We start from the raw sequence: 16,617 nt of genomic DNA, 5'->3' as shown, positions 1-16,617 counted from the left end.
AGTGAGGAGCTTTGTATTATGCGTAAGTTTACAAAAGTACTCTTGCTTGCTGCTATGCCAGTGTGTTTGCTTACTGCATGCTCTGGTAGAGCAGTTGATAATAGTCAACAGCAGGCATCACGTGATTCAGTTCCACTTGTTTCAGTCAAAAAACAGCCTTTAACACAAGTTGTGTCGGGTAAAGCATCAATAGAACAATCGTCTACCTTTGTTATAGCTGCTGTAAGTAGAGGGAATTTTTCTCCATCGGTAAAAGCAGGAAGTGCTGTAAAAGCTGGAAGTGTTCTAGGCTACAATGCTGGTAATAAAATTATTGCTCCCGTAGACGCTAAAGTTGTGTCAGTAGCTGAATCATCTGCGGACGTGCCTAAATCTTTCCCACTATTCACTCTTAAATATGAAGGTTTTTCAATAAGCCTTAATGCAAAAGCTTTACTTCGTTCTGCGGATATTACAGATGTTAAAGGTCGCTTCCAAGTTGAAGATGGTGTTGGGCCAACCAATTGTTTGCAAATAGTACAAAGCGGTGGAACTTCTAGCGATGCTGCAGCTTCGGGTAGTAGCAAGAATGATAGTGCTGATTCGACTCAAACAGATGAGTCGAGTGAGCAAAGTACACCTAGTGTATCGTCAAAAGTTTTAACTTGTTTAATAGATAAAAGCGCAGAAGTAGAATCAGGCCAAAATGCGACTCTTGTTTTTAATGGCAAGCATAAACAATCGGTTCTAACACTGCCCGTTAGTGCGGTTGCTGGAAGAGTCCAAAAAGGTTTAGTCTCATACAAAAAAGGCGATAATTGGGAGAGTAAAGAAGTTGGTCTTGGAATCAGTGACGGCGCTAATATTGAAATTACGTCTGGTTTGCATGAGGGTGATGTTGTAGCAGGTGTTTCTCCTGATCTCATTCCAGGAGTGCAATGATTATGGGAAACAATCCTGTTCCACTGGTTGAACTACAAGACGTGTCAGCGCGTGTAAAACTAGGCAATGGCGAATGGCTTACCACTGTCAACTCTACGTCTATGCTACTTAATCAAGGTGAAACATACGCGGTAGTTGGCAGGTCTGGCTCCGGCAAAACAAGTCTTATTTCTATTATTGGATTTTTGAATAAAAATTTTACTGGAAAATACTATTATTCTGGCAAATCAATCCAAAAGTGTAGTGATGCTACAGTATCGCATATGCGCGCTAGAAATATTGGTTTTGTTTTTCAAAACTATTCGCTTATTAAGCATTTAAGCATTAGAGAAAATGTTGAGTTGCCGCTTTTGTATGCAGGTCTACAACAAAGCAAGCAGACAAGAAGAAAAACGATAGAAGAAGCATTATGTGCTGTTGGATTGCAAGATAAACTAAATGAATACCCTGGAAGGCTATCAGGCGGTGAACAGCAGAGAGTCGCAATAGCGCGTGCTCTCGTTACTAATCCCGAATTACTTATTTGCGATGAGCCAACTGGTGCGCTCGATAGTAGTACGGGAGAAAAAGTGCTTCAAGTGTTGCATGATCGTGTTCAAGAATCTGGAACAACATTACTATTAGTCACTCATGATATGAAAGTGGCTCGTTCTTGCTCTCACATTTTTACTATGGAAGGCGGTGTTCTTTATGATCATGCTGCTTAAAGATTTGCGCCTGTCTCCTATGAGATCCTTCCTCACAGGTTTTTCAATGTTTATTGGCATCGTTGCTGTTATTGCGTCAGTGCTTATCGGTACGGTTGGTAAGGACTATCTTATTGCAACTAACGAACAGCTAAACGGCCGTAGACCAACATACGAGATTACTTTTTCAGCACAAAATTTTGACGAATATTCAGTATTTAACAAATTCTTAAATCGCATTGAATCCGCAAACCGTAACGCTAACGTTATGCTACAACCAAACACTGGACTACTGTTTAGCGCTTCTATGCCAGCTTTGAAGAGCGTAAAAATAAGCGAAGAATATAAAACCAGCAATCTTCAATATGTTGACGCTGTTTACACTACGGCAGGATACAACAAAGTTTATAACTTACCTATTGTAAGTGGAAGATGGTTTAGTAATAGCGCTAAAAGCAACGCATTAGAAATGGTAGTAAACCAATCTGCTAGCAAAAGATACAAGATTGATGAAGTGGCATTTATTACTTCTCGCAAAACAACACAAATGAGTCCTATAAGGATTGTTGGAGTTGTGAACGATGGCGTAGACTCAGCAAAAGCATACGTGAATATTCTAGGATTGTTACGTTATGCTCCAACTCTTTGGGAATATTCTGAAAAAGAAACTCAAGGCTCAATCTACTGGTTAAATAAAGAAAATCGTTCTCAAAAATCAATTAAATCTTATGTTTCAGATGCTCTTTATGACTGTTGTGGTGGGCAAGTAAACGAAATTAGAAGACATGATAATAGTGATAATTACGAGAATGTGATAACAGTATTGCAATTAAGTTTTGCTATCGTAGCAGCATTATTGCTTTTTGTTTCCGCGTTAGGTTTAATCAATATTGGTTTAGCATCGTTGGAGCAGCGCACGCATGAACTGCTTATACGCAGAGCTTTGGGTGCTACTAGATGGTCGATTGCTTCACTCGTGTTAGGCAGTGCGATTATTTTAGCGCTGATAGTTTCGATTGCTGCTGTTGCTGTTTCTTTTGGTCTTGTGTCTATAGCATCAAGTTTTTGGGATGCAGCAAGCCCAGTTAGTCCGCCAGTTTACCCATATGAAGCTGCTATTGGAGCTGTTATTGCGGCTTTTATTACAGCGCTTGCTGGAAGTGTGGTGCCGGCAATAAAAGCATCGCGTTTACAGCCAGCATTAGCATTGCGTTAATTTTCAAAAAATAAGAAAGAAGGAATAATGAATAATCATAATATTGGTAAAGCAACTCTTATTGTTGGTGTGCTTAGTGCGCTTCTTATGCTTAATGCGTGTGGAGGAGTGGGCAACAATAATGCGAGTGGTGTGGATGGTGCGCGATCGCAAAATAGTTCGTCTAGAGAGACTGTTGATTTTTTTCATATAGAGAAGGAATATCAGGAGTCCGTTGCAAAGCTTAGTTGGCCTAAAAAATATAAAGCTCCTGCAAACTTGGTTGGAGAAGAAAAAGACGCTCAGTTCCAGAGTGGATATGGTGATACGCAAGCATCTAATTATTATCAGTGTGCTTGGGAACGGCAATGGTTAGACACGTATGCTAGTGATGAGCAAGCGGCAAGTAAAGCTTTGCGTGAGCTTGAAAAAGTGCCTAACATGCCGTTTATGGGTCCAGATCGTTGTGATGATGCAACGCGAAACTTTTTCAAAGAGCATATGCGTAAGGCAAAACTGGGAGATCCGTCAGGATTCCAACAGGATGTGCAAACTAATTGTCCTGTGATGTAATTGCATTTTTATAGCTTTTTATTGTGTTTTCGCACTAAATGGCTTGTTATATGCTTCTTTTTACCCATGTTGATGGTGTCCAATAATCTTTGGTAAGCATTGATGGGTATGTTTGTTTACGAGTTTGAATAATCCATAAGGCTATACCTGTTGAAACAAGTATTACGCCAGATGCAATCATTATGAATAATGATGAATTTAGATTTCCCCATGCTAGTACGCTTGCATACCCCACGATAATGCCGCATTGCTCCATAATAGAAGTAAAAGTAGTAGTCGCGCCGAGAATGCGCGTTGGTATGCCGTCGAGAAGAGCTGTTTGCCCATAGACAATAGTGGCGTCAAAAATAATACCTGCAATGAAAGCAGAGCAAAGAAAAAGAGCAATCCAGTTATTAAGTGCGAAAATAAGTAAAGGAATAGAAAGGAATCCAGGTAATAAAATAGAGTATAAAATCTCATAATGCAGCACAATATATTTGCATAATACTGAACCTACAATCATGCCAATGTTAAATATGCTGACTATTGAACCCCACGTGGATGCCGAATGAAAAAGCGTGAGACAATGATGTGCTCCCATTAGTCTGAATGCAGCAAGCCATGAGCCTGATTGTAATGCGGATACTACTCCTAAGACTATTAACCATGGTGTAGATTTCATATACTGTAGAGAAGCTGCAAAACCAGCAGTTTTATTGCTTCCTGTTCCTGTTTTCGTATTGTTTGCGCTATTTTGTGCTTGCTGGTTTAGATTAACTAACAGTAGAGGTAGCGCCGCTAATATCATCACAATAGCAATGCTCGTAAAGAAAATGAGCGGATTGCATATATCAACAAATATGCCAGTAATCGCAGGTGCGGCAAGCCTGCTGAGATTAATCCACATACGCATGCTTGCTAAAAATTTAGTTTTTTCGCCAGTCGGTACGCTATATGCCATTAATACTTTTTGATTAGGCGAAGAAAATGCAGTAAAGAACCCGAATATTATGCCGAGTAGTGTAACCGTAATAGCAATAAGATTATGCTGTGCTACTAGAGCGAAACCGTATCCAGTACACAACAAGGCAAAACAAAACGTTAGTGCTATAAACAATCTAGTTGGTTGATATTTATCTGCGATAATGCCGCCAAGTGGTGCTGCTATGCAGGTCATAAGTGCTACTGATACCGCGTTAAGCGCTGCGTGAGATAAGTCAACATGTATTAAAAGATATAGACTCACGCCAAATCTACAGCTTGTTAAAAGAAAAGCATTAAGCGATAAAACGGCAATAATAAGAGTTGTACGAATCCGTGCCGCAGTGTTCATTTCCTTCTCTTTTTTCTTTCATGTTATGAATGTCTTTCATATTCTGAATGATATATGCCTCTTGATATACACCTTTTTCTGGACTGTGTGTGAAATAAGTGTTTTACTGCGATTTATAGTCAGGAGTTGCGGCTACTGGCGATAGTAGGAGAGGAAGCTGGAGAGTTTGCCCATTGCGTCACGAAGCGTTTGCAAGCGCGGCAAGTAGACTACGCGGAAGTATCCAGGAGTCTGCCAATTAAAGCCTTTTCCGTGCACAATCAGCAACTTCTGATCGCGTAGCAAATCAAGAGCAAACTGTTCATCGTCGTGAATGTTGTATCGACTTGGATCGAGCTTTACAAACATGTAGAAAGCAGCGTCTGGCCGCTCAACGCTTACGCCATCCATCTCCTGAATAGCGTTATAGCAGTACTCGCGCTGCTCATACACGCGTCCGCCCGGCTCCAAATACTTCTCAACGCTCTGGTATCCGCCCAAAGCAGTCTGAATAATCGACTGCGCAGGAACGTTAGAGCACAAGCGCATATTAGACAGCATGTTAAGTCCCATAATGTAGTCGCGAGCCTTGGATTTATCTCCCGAAAGACTCATCCAACCAATGCGGAAGCCAGCAATCATATGCGACTTAGAAAGTCCGCTGAAAGTTACGCAGAACACGTCTGGAGCAAGAGAAGCAATCGAAATATGCTTCTTGCCGTCCATAACAAGACGGTCGTAAATCTCGTCCGCAAAAATAATCAGATTAAACTCGCGCGCAATCTTAACAATCTCTTCCAAAACTTCGCGGCTATACAGCACGCCCGTAGGATTATTTGGGTTAATAATCACGATTGCTTTAGTGCGAGGCGTGATTTTAGAGCGAATGTCGGCAATATCTGGGTACCAATGCGACTTTTCGTCACACATGTAGTGCACAGGAGTGCCGCCAGCCAAGCTCGCACACGCAGTCCACAGAGGGTAGTCCGGGCTTGGTATAAGAATTTCGTCGCCGCAATCAAGAAGCGCTTGCATAGAAAGGTTAATCAGCTCGGAAACGCCGTTGCCGGTGTAAATATCTTCCATTTGCACGCCTGGAATGCCCTTAAGCTGATCGTATTGCATAATCGCTTTGCGCGCAGAGAAAAGTCCGCGGCTATCCGAGTAGCCTTCGCAATCAATAAGCTGCTGCTGCATGTCGTAAATCACTTCGTCTGGAGCGCGGAATCCAAAAGGCGCAGGATTTCCAATGTTGAGCTTTAAAATATGCGTTCCGTTTGCTTCCATGCGGTTTGCTTCTTCAACAACCGGGCCGCGAACATCGTAAAGCACGTGCTCAAGTTTGGTGGATTTGTTGAAGTTCCTATGTTTGAGCGTTTCGGAAAGTTCAGCTTCCGTAAGCTGCTGTTGCGGCTGTTGAGGCTGTTGCGATTTATTTAATTGTGATTCTTTTGTAGACTGGCAGTTTTGCTCGATTTTTGCACAAGAATGGCCGCTCTTAATTCCATTACTGCTGATTCCTAGAATTTCGGAAAGCATGTTACGCACGTCTTTACGCGGCTCAGTTTTGCCACTTAAATATTGGCTTAATTGGCTTTTGCCAAGCTTATGGCCATTTTTTGACGCAAGCTCGATTACGTCAATCTGCTTATAGCCTTGTGTTTTCATAGCTTTTTTAAGCTCATCAGCAAAATTCTGTGCCATAATACGTCTTTCTTTACTTTCTATATGATTTTTTTTTAGAACCACATAATTTGCAAATCTGATAATTGAACAAGTTGAACAATTGAATCAAAATTGAACAAATTGAACAGTTTTGCACGCTATAAGTTGAACTTTTGCTTAATGTTACTCGTAATAGTCTGTTTTGTATAGCATTTTTAGAAGAAAATTATCGAAATTGAATTATTATTGAAGTTTATTTGAACAAATGAATTTAAATAGTGATTGATTGAACTTTTATGCATTTGTGTATTTCGGCGTCTGCGTCTAAGTGTGGTTGGTGTGGTTGGTGTGGTTGGTGTGTGGGTGGTGAGTGAGTGGTTGGTGATGTGAGTGGCGTGTGAGGGATTGAGGTGTTGTGGTTGGTGAGTGGTGGTTGGTGAGTGGTTGGTGAGTGGTGGTTGGTAAGTGGTTGGTGAGTGAGTGGTGAGTAGCGCGTAGCTTTCTTATGATTGGCGCATGTGTGAGCGTGGTTGGCGTGGTGATGTGAGTGGCTTTCGGTGGATTGCCTGTGATTTGCGCATGTCTGAGCATGGTTGGTGCGTCTGAGCGTGGTGTGTGCTTCTGAATTTATGTCTGCAGAGATCTTGTTCAACGCTTGCCGTGGTTGGTGCATGCATTGCCTATAGTTGGCACGATGTGCATCATACTTTAGCGTGCGATTGCCTGGCGTTCTGAGGGCTTCTACGTGGTTGCCTTGTATGTGGTTTTAGTTTGAGTGTTAAGAAGTTTGCTACCATGAAAGCTATGTATTTCTTTACTCCGCGCAGATGTGAATCTACTCAAAAAATAATGTATACAAATAAAGGGCAGGCTCTTATTGCAGCGGATAAAAGTCTCAGAGAGCGTGGTGCGCAACTGTGGGTTTATAAATGTGAATATTGCAGTTGCTGGCATTTAACTCATTCAAATCCTGCAATACGTAAATATTATGATATGCGCTCGCGTATTGAAACAACTAAGCAAAAGTCTAGAAAACGAGGTTATAAGCCGCGTAGAAAGTAACTTTGCTTAGAAAAATCACAAGATTAACGCGAAAAATCAGATTTTGAACGTAAAACCCTGTTTATTTAATTGTGTTTCGCAACTGTGGTTTTTAGCTCCTGAATCTGTTGCGAGTTTCACAATTTGCGCGCTAAAAGCGTCAACCGGTCGGCTGGCATTTCTCAACTCGTAATATTTGTGAACTCTAGCATCAAAATCAACTAGTTTTTCAATCAAATTGTTATTGTCGCTTGGGTACTCATTCTCAAAGAATTGCATGCTAGGATCCATTCGAGGTTTCAAATCTGGAGCCTGATCTGGCTTACCGATTGCAAGTCCTAGAACGGGATATGTGTATTTTGGTAATTTCAAAAGTTCAATTAACTCAGAAATATTATTTAAAATTGAACCTAGAATTACGCATCCAAGTCCTAATGATTCTGCTGCTGTTTCCATTGCGTGAAGTGCCAATATTGCGTCATTTTGAGATTGGCAGAAGCGATACCCAGTTTTAAGAGTGAATTCGCTGCTTTCTGTATCGATGCCGTTTTTGCGTGCTATAACAGCATTTCTGTGTTGGTCGATTACAAACACATATAAAAGTGGAGTGGTTGCAATATATGCCTGGTTTCCAATTTCTGAAAGCTTTTGCTTTATTTCAGGATTAGTGATTTTAATAGCAGACCAATCGTTTAAAAATTGGCTACAAGCTGCTCTTTGCGCTACTAGTTCAAGAGTGTTGACAATTTCTTCACTGATTGGCTCATTTTTGAAAGCGCGTATGGATCTGCGGTTAAGAAGAGTGTTGATTGTGCTGTTATATGCTAATTTGTGTTCTTCGTTGTTAGTGTTTGAGTGTGTAGATTCTTGATTTTGCATTTTACTTCTTATCGTTTATTAGTGGTGTTGTATAAAACGTGTTCTATAAAACGTGTTCTATAAGTTTTCAGTTGACAGTTTTATTTTCTTTTTATTTATTCTCTTTTTTATTCTCTTTTACTATTTTATTTATTCTATTTATTTTATTTTTCTTCTCTTTTATTTTTTATTTTTAGTTTGTAGAAGTTTGCGTTTGTTTTTATTTGATTATGCATATTTATTTTTACTCTTTCATTCTTACAATATATTCTTCAAGAATGCAATTGGATGATGTGAAATCACTGAAAAATAAAAGTTTTACAAATTTTATTCATAAAAATTAAAAAAAATCGATGTAAAAATTACAATCAGCTGTACCATAGAAGGGTATAAGATGCGTTTTCTGCGATGAAGCGGTTTCGCTCTTGGAAGTGTTGCTAATCGTAAAGTAGCCAAAATCTACAATTGCGATTTATATTTAACGCGTAAAGGAGTTGCAATGGCTGAAGCTTACCAATCCTATATAGTTTCAAACATGCCGTCGCAAAGTTCGTGCGAGCATACAGGAAGACTCGTGTTGTTACGTCATGGGCAGACTGTGTGGAGTGAGTCTGGTCAGCATACTGGTCGAACGAATATACCTCTTACAGATAAAGGCTGTGAGCAGGCAAAAGATGCAGGAATGCGTATTTTACATGCTTTCCCTGATGGGTTTGATGAAGATTGTGTTTATGCTAGTCCTCTTCGTAGAGCTATTCAAACAGCTCAATTAGCAGGTTTTAAAAATTGTCAGCCTTTACCTGCTGCTATGGAATGGGATTATGGCGGAGCTGAAGGTCGTACTCGTAAAGATGTAGCTAATCTTAGTGGAAGTGAAGCTTGGGACGTTTGGTCCGATGGCCCAACAGTTTTGCCTTCAAGTATGTTATTTGACGGTGAAGAAACTTTGCCAAGCGGAGAAAGTGTTCATATTGTAAGAACTTCAGGAGAGAGTCTGGAATGTGTTTATGAAAGAACTGGTGAAATAATAGACACAGTATTGCCTAAATTGAATGCTGGCAATGATGTTCTGCTTGTTGCTCATGCGCATATTTTGCGTATATTGACGATGAAATGGCTTGGTATTGCTCCGACTATGGCAAGAATGTTGCGTCTTGATACCGCGCATTATTGTGTTTTAGGTGTTTATAAGGGAGATAGGGTTATAGTCCGATGGAATTGTTAGCGTGCTAATAGCATGTTAATATTAGGTTTTCACTCTGCTTTTTATTTTATGCTTGAGTCTTGATTCTGATTTTGCATTCATGCTTTTGCTCTAGTATTGTTTGCAAAGTCGAGTTATTAAGTGAATAATGAATTGTAAGAAAGTGCTTTAAAAACTAGATAAGTTTCTAGATAAGTTTCTAGATAAAATTGACGATACGTAAGCTGACTTTATAGGAGAGGGTTCGATGATGAATCGTAAGATTAAATCAATGATTGCGCTAATAGCATGTGTTGTAATTACGTGCTGTGCAATGTCTGCATGCGGTTCGTCTAGCTCTAATAACAGTAAGGGTAGAGTATATTTTTTAAACTTTAAACCTGAAGTTGCAGATCAATGGAAAGAAGTTGCTGAGGAATACACTAAAGAAACTGGTGTTGAAGTTAAAGTTGAAACTCCTGCTTCTGGCACGTATGAGCAGTTTTTGAAAGGTGAAATTAGCAAAGGTAATGACGCACCTACGTTATTCCAAGTTAATGGTCCTGTTGGTTATGCTAATTGGCAAGAATATGCGTCTGATTTGAAAGATACTGAAATTTATAATCAACTTATTAGTAAAAGTGTTGCTTTAAGTGATGGAAATAAAATCGTAGCAATACCTTATGTTATGGAAACATATGGGTTGATTTATAATAAAGATTTACTTTCTAAATATATTTCTTTGCCGGATGCGAAGATAAAATCCGTTAAAGATATAAATTGCTTTGATAAACTTAAGGAAGTTGCAGACGATATTCAAGCGCGTAAAAGCGATCTAGGTATAGATGGTGCTTTTACGTCTTCTGGTTTCGATTCAAGTTCTGATTGGCGTTTTAAGACGCATCTAGCTAATTTGCCGCTTTATTATGAGTTTAAGGAAGATAGAATAATTAGGCAGCCTAAAAAGATAAAAGGCAGTTATTTAGATGGTTTTAAGAAGATTTTTGATTTATATCTTAAGGATTCAACTGTTTCTCCTTCTGAACTTGAGTATAAAACTGGTGAAGATGCAATTGGAGAATTTGCTAAGCGTAAAGCTGTTTTTTATCAGAATGGAACTTGGGCTTGGAGTGAACTTTCAAAAGTTGGTATGAAGGATACTGAACTTGGAATGTTGCCGATTTATATTGGAGCTCCGAATGAGAAAAATCAGGGTTTGGCTACCGGTTCTGAAAATTATTGGTGTATAAATAATAAAACTAGCGATAATAATAAGAAAGCTACAAAAGATTTTCTGAAGTGGCTTGTTCTTTCAGATTATGGCAAAGATGCGTTATCTAAGAAGATGGGATTTAATACTCCTTTTAGAAGTCTTCTTAACGTTAAGTCAGATAATCCTTTGTCTGAAGCTGCTATGGAAGATGCTCGATTAGGTAAAGTTTCTGTCAGTTGGAATTTCACTATGATGCCTTCTGATAATTGGAAAAATAATTTAGGTTCTGCTTTGCTTGAGTACGCTAAAGGCAGTGCTAAGTGGGATAAAGTCAAAGATGCGTTCGTTCAAGGTTGGGCTAAAGAATATTCACAGTCGCATGCTGCTGATTAGTGATTGAGCGTTTTTATATAATCAGTTTTGGCTTTGTGTCTGCTCAGTTTTAATTCTGTTGTTACTCAGTTTCAGCTTTTTATTTAGCTTTTTGGTTGCTAAGTTTCAGCTTTTATTTAGCTCTTTATTTAGCTCTTATTTAGCTGTTATTTAGCTAGTTTTATAAAACTTGAGTCTTGGCATATAAAGTTTTTATGATTTTTTGTAATAAAATTTGACTTTTATAACTTGAGTGTAGTAGACTCAAGTTTTGGAAAATGAATCAGGTAGTTGTTAATACGCTACCAAGTTAGGATTTGAAGATAATAAAGGAGAAAAAATGGGACGCGCAGTAGGTATTGATTTAGGTACAACTAATTCTTGCATTGCAACACTTGAAGGTGGAAGCCCAACCGTTATTGTGAACGCTGAAGGAGCACGCACTACGCCATCTGTTGTTGCATTTAGCAAGTCAGGTGAAATCTTGGTTGGTGAAGTTGCTAAGCGTCAGGCTGTAACAAACGTTGACCGTACGATTAGCTCTGTAAAACGTCATATGGGTACTGATTGGTCTGTGGAGATTGATGGAAAGAAGTGGACTCCACAGGAGATTTCTGCTCAGGTTTTGATGAAGTTAAAGCGAGATGCTGAAGCTTATTTAGGTGAGCCAGTTACTGATGCTGTTATTACTTGCCCGGCATACTTCAATGATGCTCAGCGTCAGGCAACTAAAGATGCTGGTAAGATTGCAGGCTTGAACGTACTTCGTATTATTAACGAACCAACTGCTGCTGCTTTGGCTTATGGTCTTGAAAAAGGCAAGGAAGACGAGCGTATTTTGGTCTTCGATTTAGGCGGCGGTACTTTCGATGTTTCTTTGCTTGAAATAGGCAAGGATGAAGATGGATTCTCAACTATTCAGGTGCAGGCAACTAACGGTGACAACCACTTGGGTGGCGATGATTGGGATCAGAAGATTATTGATTGGCTTGTTGGCGAAGTTAAAAACAAGTACGGTGTTGATTTAAGCAAGGATAAGATTGCTTTGCAGCGCTTGAAGGAAGCTGCTGAGCAAGCGAAGAAGGAGCTTAGCTCTTCTACTTCTACTTCAATCTCAATGCAATACTTGGCAATGACTCCTGACGGAACTCCAGTGCATTTGGATGAAACTTTGACTCGTGCTCATTTTGAGGAAATGACATCTGATTTGCTTGGACGTTGCCGTACACCATTTAACAATGTTCTTTCTGATGCAGGTATTTCTGTGAGCCAGATTGATCACGTTGTTCTTGTTGGTGGTTCTACTCGTATGCCAGCTGTTAAGGATCTCGTTAAGGAGCTTACTGGTGGTAAGGAAGCAAATCAGTCTGTGAACCCAGATGAAGTTGTTGCTGTTGGTGCAGCTGTACAGTCTGGTGTTATTAAGGGTGATCGTAAAGACGTTCTGCTTATTGATGTAACTCCGCTTTCCTTGGGTATTGAAACCAAGGGTGGAATTATGACTAAGCTGATTGAGCGCAATACTGCTATTCCAACTAAGCGCTCTGAAGTCTTCTCTACAGCTGAAGATAATCAGCCATCTGTATTAATTCAGGTTTATCAGGGTGAACGTGAGTTTGCTCGCGACAATAAGCCGCTTGGTACTTTTGAGTTGACTGGTATTGCTCCAGCTCCTCGTGGCGTTCCACAGATTGAAGTCACTTTTGACATTGATGCTAACGGCATCGTGCACGTTTCCGCTAAGGATAAGGGCACTGGTAAGGAACAGTCTATGACTATTACTGGTGGTTCTGGTCTTCCAAAGGACGAAATCGATCGCATGGTGAAGGAAGCTGAAGCTCACGAAGCTGAAGATAAGAAGCGCAAGGAAGAAGCTGAAGTTCGCAATCAAGCAGAAGCTTTTGCTTACCAGACTGAAAAGCTTGTGAATGATAATAAAGACAAGCTTTCTGACGAAATCTCCAAGGAAGTTACCGAAAAAGTTAATGCTTTGAAGGAAGCTTTGAAGGGCGATGACGTTGAGAAGATTAAGTCTGCTCAGAGCGAGTTGATGACTTCTGCTCAAAAGATTGGTCAGCAACTTTACGCTCAGCAAGGTGCTCAAGGTGCTCAAAGTGCAGAGTCTGGTGCTCAAGGTGCTCAAAGTGCAGAATCTAATTCTAAAGATGATGACGTAGTTGACGCCGAAGTGGTGGATGACGACAAGGACGATAAGGACAACAAGTAATGTCCGAGTTCAACAGCAACGATTATCTAAACGGCATCGATGATGTTGAATCATTGAAAAACAGTGATTCAGACTCTGATGCTTTTGCGAAAGATAATTCACATAAATCTAATAAATCAGAAGAATCTTCATCTTTTGATTCTTTAGAGAAGGATTCTATAGATAAGGATTCTGAGTCTAGAGAAGATAAAAAAGAAGATAAAGCAGAAGGTAATAAAGAAGATAATAGCAATTCGGATTCGCATAATTCGAATTCTTCTGAAGGTCCAGATGAAAAGTCTTCTGAAAATTCAGATGAAAAGTCTTCTGAAAGTTTGGAAGAGAGCACTTTAACACCTCTAGGTAAAGCCAAGAAAGAGGCTGCGGAGTATTTGGAAGCTTTGCAACGAGAGCGTGCTGAGTTCATCAATTTCCGCAATCGTGCTTCTAAAGAGCAGGATCGATTCCGTCAACATGGGATTATAGATGTTCTTAGTGCTCTTCTTCCAGCTTTAGACGATATTGATAGGATTCGCGAGCATAGTGATATGGACGATTCCTTCAAAGCTGTTGCTGCGAAGTTAGATAAAGCATTCGAGAAGTTCGGTGTGGAGAAATTTGGTGAAAAGGGTGAAGATTTCGATCCTACTAAGCATGATGCTATTTTGCATCGTCCAGATCCAAATGCCACAAAAGAAACAGTTGATGCTGTAGTTGAAGCAGGTTACAGAATTGGAGATCGTGTTATTCGTGCTGCTCGAGTTGTAGTTGCATCGCCAAATAATGCGTGATTGCTTAGTTTAATTGCATACTTACTCGTGTTGGTTTGAGTTTATATCAAGTCAACACGAGTAGGTCATATTATGGGAAAATATGTCACATGTGCTGAAAATGAAAGGAGGCACAGATGGCTGAAAATGAATGGTTGACAAAAGATTTTTATAAAGTGCTTGGTGTCTCCAAAGATGCCGATGATTCAACGATTACTAAAGCTTATCGTAAATTAGCTCGCAAGTATCATCCTGATTTGAATAAAACAAAAGAAGCTGAAGAAAAATTTAAGGATGTTTCAGAAGCTTATGATGTTTTGAAAGATAAACAGACTCGTCAGCGCTATGATGCTATTCGTCAATTTGGAGCTGGTGGAGCTAGATTTGCAGGAGGATCTGGCGGAGCAGGTTTTGATTCTGCAGGGTTTTCAGACATATTCTCTTCAATGTTTGGAGCAACAGACATGCCTGGTGGCGGAGCGAATACTCGAGTTCGTTTCTCTACAAATGGCGGTCCTGATTTAGGTAATTTATTCTCTATGTTTGGTTCAGCTGGTTCTCAATCTTCTGGATTCCAAGGAGATAGTGGATTCGCAAATCAATATAGTCAATATTCTCAGCCTGAATCTGCTCCTACTCCTAAAAATGGAGATGATATTACAACCTCAATTACGCTTACATTTAAGCAAGCATTCAAAGGCGCAACAGTATCTTTGCGTTCTGCTGGTAAGACTTTTAAGACGCGTATTCCGGCAGGTGTTCGAGATGGTCAAAAGATTAGATTAGCTGGTAAAGGTAAGTCTGGTCAGTTTGGCGGATCTTCTGGAGATATGTATCTTAATGTTCATGTAATACCTTCTGAACGTTTTAGTTTGCGTGAAAATGATTTGCTCACTAAATTGCCTTTAACAGTGAGTGAAGCTGTGCATGGCGCAAAAGTTACTTTACAAAATATAGATGGAGAGTTAGTAAAATTTACTGTTCCAGCTGGATCTTCAAGTGGAGATGAAGTATGTGTGCAAAATGCTGGAGTTCCTGGTAAGAATGGTAAATTTGTAGGAATAGTGGAAATTCATGTTCCTAAACGCTCTACAATGTCTATAAAACATGCTGCTAAAGAGTTTGATAAAGCTTGTGGTGATTCATATTCACAAGCTGTAGATAATTTAAGGCAGTAAGTAGCGGTGCTGTGAATTTAGCTGGTCAATTTTATTGATTTCAGTTGATTGTTATTGTTTATTGCATGCTGTTATTGGAATACCGTTTAGTTTAAAATCCGCAACACACTCAAGAAAGGCGAATTATAATGCGAGTTAGTCGAGACACTAAAGTCTTATATGAGATGTGCGCTGTTGCATTAGTTCATGGCAGAGCAACACTTGATGGTGCGGATGAAGTTGGATTCAACATAGATATGCCTATTTTTATGGTGAGCTATGTTGCTAGTATTACGAAAACTCATCCTCAAACGTTGAGACAATATGATCGATTGAATTTAATCGTTCCTCATCGTACAGAGGGTGGAGCTAGACGGTATTCTTTGCGAGATATCAATCGCCTTATTCAAACACAACGTTTAAGCCAAAATGATGGTATTAATTTAGCTGGTGTTATACAGATTCTTTCTTTGCAAGAAGAAAATCGCCAACTTAAAAGGCAATTAAGGCATATTGAGCAAAGAGCTGAATCGTCTGAACGTAATATTTTTGCTGCGAATGCTCAGGGTGATATCGTTGAAGTGTTGCGTTCTAGAAACGCTCGTAATTGGAGATACGACATTCATTGTGAGCGCCGTGCTTTGCCTTCATCTAAGTCTTTCTCAAATAGTGATTCTGATTCTTCAAATAGTGAAGATAAATCAATTGTGTTGTGGAGATCCTGGAGAGCGTCATCTGAGCGGCGATTACTTAAAGCCGTTTTTTGGGATATGGATGGCACGCTTATTGACTCTGAGCCATATTGGCATGAAGCAGAAATTTGTCTTGCTAAAAATCACGGAGGTCAATGGAGCGAAGAGCTTGCGTGGCAATATTCAGGAGGCTCTCTAGAAGCTGTTGCGAAAGCGATGATCGAGCTTGGAACGCAATTGTCGGTAGAAGAAATTGGCAATGGAATGGTCGATTATGTTGCTAAATGTGAAGAAAAGAATGTTCCGTGGGTTCCAGGTGTTATGGATGTACTAGGTGATTTAGCTAAAGCTGGTATTCCTTCGATACTTGTAAGTAATTCTCCTCGTAGATTAGTGGAAAATATAGTTAAACATGCGCCGAGCGGTGCTTTTGTGGGATATATTTGCGGAGATGATGGTTACGCGACTAAGCCTAGCCCAGAACCGTATATTGCAGCTGGAAAATTAGTTGGAATTAACGCTGATGGCATGCTTTCTGAAGAAGAAGTAAGTCGTGAAATGGCTTGTTGTATTGCTATTGAAGATTCTTTTGCAGGCCTTGCTTCTGCGTCGTCTTCTGGTGCAACTACTTTAGCTCAAACTGCTTTTTCTAATCTTGATGTTAGTAATGGTCCTCAATTTGCTGAGTTACACGGATATGAAAATATAAATTGGCGTACTTTTGAGGATATTGTTGTTAAAGCTTTGGGTGAATAGCGCTGTTTCGCTAGAGTTTAGTAGTGTTTTACTGA

At 39.8% G+C, this 16,617-nt stretch carries 14 protein-coding genes and 1 pseudogene; 12 read left to right on the top strand and 3 right to left on the bottom strand.

Annotation, left to right across the window (positions count from 1 at the left end; translation table 11 throughout):
* Positions 1–18: 18 nt before the first annotated feature.
* From HMPREF3230_RS00140 to HMPREF3230_RS00125, 4 genes are read left to right on the top strand one after another with little or no spacing between them, the layout of a single operon-like run.
* Positions 19–921 carry an efflux RND transporter periplasmic adaptor subunit gene (locus HMPREF3230_RS00140; RefSeq protein WP_075522985.1) on the top strand — a complete coding sequence of 301 codons (903 nt, stop codon included), beginning with the start codon at positions 19–21 and terminating at the stop codon, positions 919–921.
* Positions 918–1,628, top strand: coding sequence for an ABC transporter ATP-binding protein (locus tag HMPREF3230_RS00135; RefSeq protein ID WP_075522984.1), 711 nt, complete (start codon positions 918–920; stop codon positions 1,626–1,628). Before HMPREF3230_RS00140 ends, HMPREF3230_RS00135 begins: the two co-directional genes overlap by 4 nt.
* Positions 1,612–2,823 carry an ABC transporter permease gene (locus tag HMPREF3230_RS00130; protein WP_075522983.1) on the top strand — a complete coding sequence of 404 codons (1,212 nt, stop codon included), beginning with the start codon at positions 1,612–1,614 and terminating at the stop codon, positions 2,821–2,823. The genes HMPREF3230_RS00135 and HMPREF3230_RS00130 overlap by 17 nt, the downstream gene beginning before the upstream one ends.
* A gap of 27 nt (positions 2,824–2,850) precedes the next feature.
* Entirely contained in the window at positions 2,851–3,375 is a 525-nt protein-coding gene (locus HMPREF3230_RS00125; protein WP_075522982.1) for a hypothetical protein, read from the top strand.
* Between the two features lie 46 nt (positions 3,376–3,421).
* Here HMPREF3230_RS00125 and HMPREF3230_RS00120 read toward each other — a convergent pair whose 3' ends face one another.
* Both HMPREF3230_RS00120 and HMPREF3230_RS00115 read right to left on the bottom strand, forming a co-directional pair.
* On the bottom strand, positions 3,422–4,690 hold the full coding sequence (locus HMPREF3230_RS00120) for an MFS transporter (RefSeq protein ID WP_004574767.1): 1,269 nt from the start codon (positions 4,688–4,690) through the stop codon (positions 3,422–3,424).
* A 132-nt stretch (positions 4,691–4,822) separates the two neighbouring features.
* Positions 4,823–6,373 (bottom strand): aminotransferase class I/II-fold pyridoxal phosphate-dependent enzyme, encoded by a 1,551-nt coding sequence (locus HMPREF3230_RS00115; protein WP_082266195.1) that lies wholly within the window; start codon positions 6,371–6,373, stop codon positions 4,823–4,825.
* 756 nt (positions 6,374–7,129) lie between these two features.
* Here HMPREF3230_RS00115 and HMPREF3230_RS00110 point away from each other — a divergent pair.
* Positions 7,130–7,396, top strand: coding sequence for a hypothetical protein (locus tag HMPREF3230_RS00110; protein ID WP_082266194.1), 267 nt, complete (start codon positions 7,130–7,132; stop codon positions 7,394–7,396).
* Between the two features lie 36 nt (positions 7,397–7,432).
* On the opposite strand, the gene HMPREF3230_RS00105 is transcribed toward HMPREF3230_RS00110, so the two are convergent.
* On the bottom strand, positions 7,433–8,254 hold the full coding sequence (locus tag HMPREF3230_RS00105; protein ID WP_075522981.1) for a nitroreductase family protein: 822 nt from the start codon (positions 8,252–8,254) through the stop codon (positions 7,433–7,435).
* Between the two features lie 514 nt (positions 8,255–8,768).
* On the opposite strand from HMPREF3230_RS00105, the gene HMPREF3230_RS00100 reads away from it, so the two are divergent.
* The 7 genes and pseudogenes from HMPREF3230_RS00100 (at position 8,769) to HMPREF3230_RS06350 (ending at position 16,582) form a co-directional block, all read left to right on the top strand.
* The gene (locus HMPREF3230_RS00100; protein ID WP_075522999.1) at positions 8,769–9,458 is read left to right on the top strand and encodes a histidine phosphatase family protein; all 690 of its coding nucleotides are present in this window, start codon (positions 8,769–8,771) and stop codon (positions 9,456–9,458) included.
* Between the two features lie 226 nt (positions 9,459–9,684).
* Positions 9,685–11,022 carry an ABC transporter substrate-binding protein gene (locus tag HMPREF3230_RS00095; protein WP_075522980.1) on the top strand — a complete coding sequence of 446 codons (1,338 nt, stop codon included), beginning with the start codon at positions 9,685–9,687 and terminating at the stop codon, positions 11,020–11,022.
* Between the two features lie 319 nt (positions 11,023–11,341).
* Positions 11,342–13,228, top strand: coding sequence for a molecular chaperone DnaK (dnaK, locus tag HMPREF3230_RS00090; RefSeq protein ID WP_075522979.1), 1,887 nt, complete (start codon positions 11,342–11,344; stop codon positions 13,226–13,228).
* Positions 13,228–13,998, top strand: a complete 771-nt coding sequence (gene grpE, locus HMPREF3230_RS00085) for a nucleotide exchange factor GrpE (RefSeq protein WP_075522978.1) — start codon at positions 13,228–13,230, stop codon at positions 13,996–13,998. The genes dnaK and grpE overlap by 1 nt, the downstream gene beginning before the upstream one ends.
* A 116-nt stretch (positions 13,999–14,114) precedes the next feature.
* Complete coding sequence (locus HMPREF3230_RS00080; RefSeq protein WP_075522977.1) at positions 14,115–15,155, top strand: DnaJ C-terminal domain-containing protein; 1,041 nt, start codon at positions 14,115–14,117, stop codon at positions 15,153–15,155.
* Positions 15,156–15,283: 128 nt separating this feature from the next.
* Positions 15,284–15,862, top strand: a pseudogene (locus HMPREF3230_RS06355) (heat shock protein transcriptional repressor HspR); the annotation flags it as partial.
* Positions 15,839–16,582 carry an HAD family hydrolase gene (locus HMPREF3230_RS06350; protein ID WP_075522998.1) on the top strand — a complete coding sequence of 248 codons (744 nt, stop codon included), beginning with the start codon at positions 15,839–15,841 and terminating at the stop codon, positions 16,580–16,582. The pseudogene HMPREF3230_RS06355 and the gene HMPREF3230_RS06350, both read left to right, overlap by 24 nt.
* The last annotated feature ends 35 nt before the right edge of the window (positions 16,583–16,617 follow it).

This window comes from Gardnerella vaginalis, assembly GCF_001563665.1.
Classification (GTDB): domain Bacteria; phylum Actinomycetota; class Actinomycetes; order Actinomycetales; family Bifidobacteriaceae; genus Bifidobacterium; species Bifidobacterium vaginale_A.
Note: the sequence above shows the minus strand (reverse complement) of the source record. Positions and strands in the feature narration are given on the sequence as shown.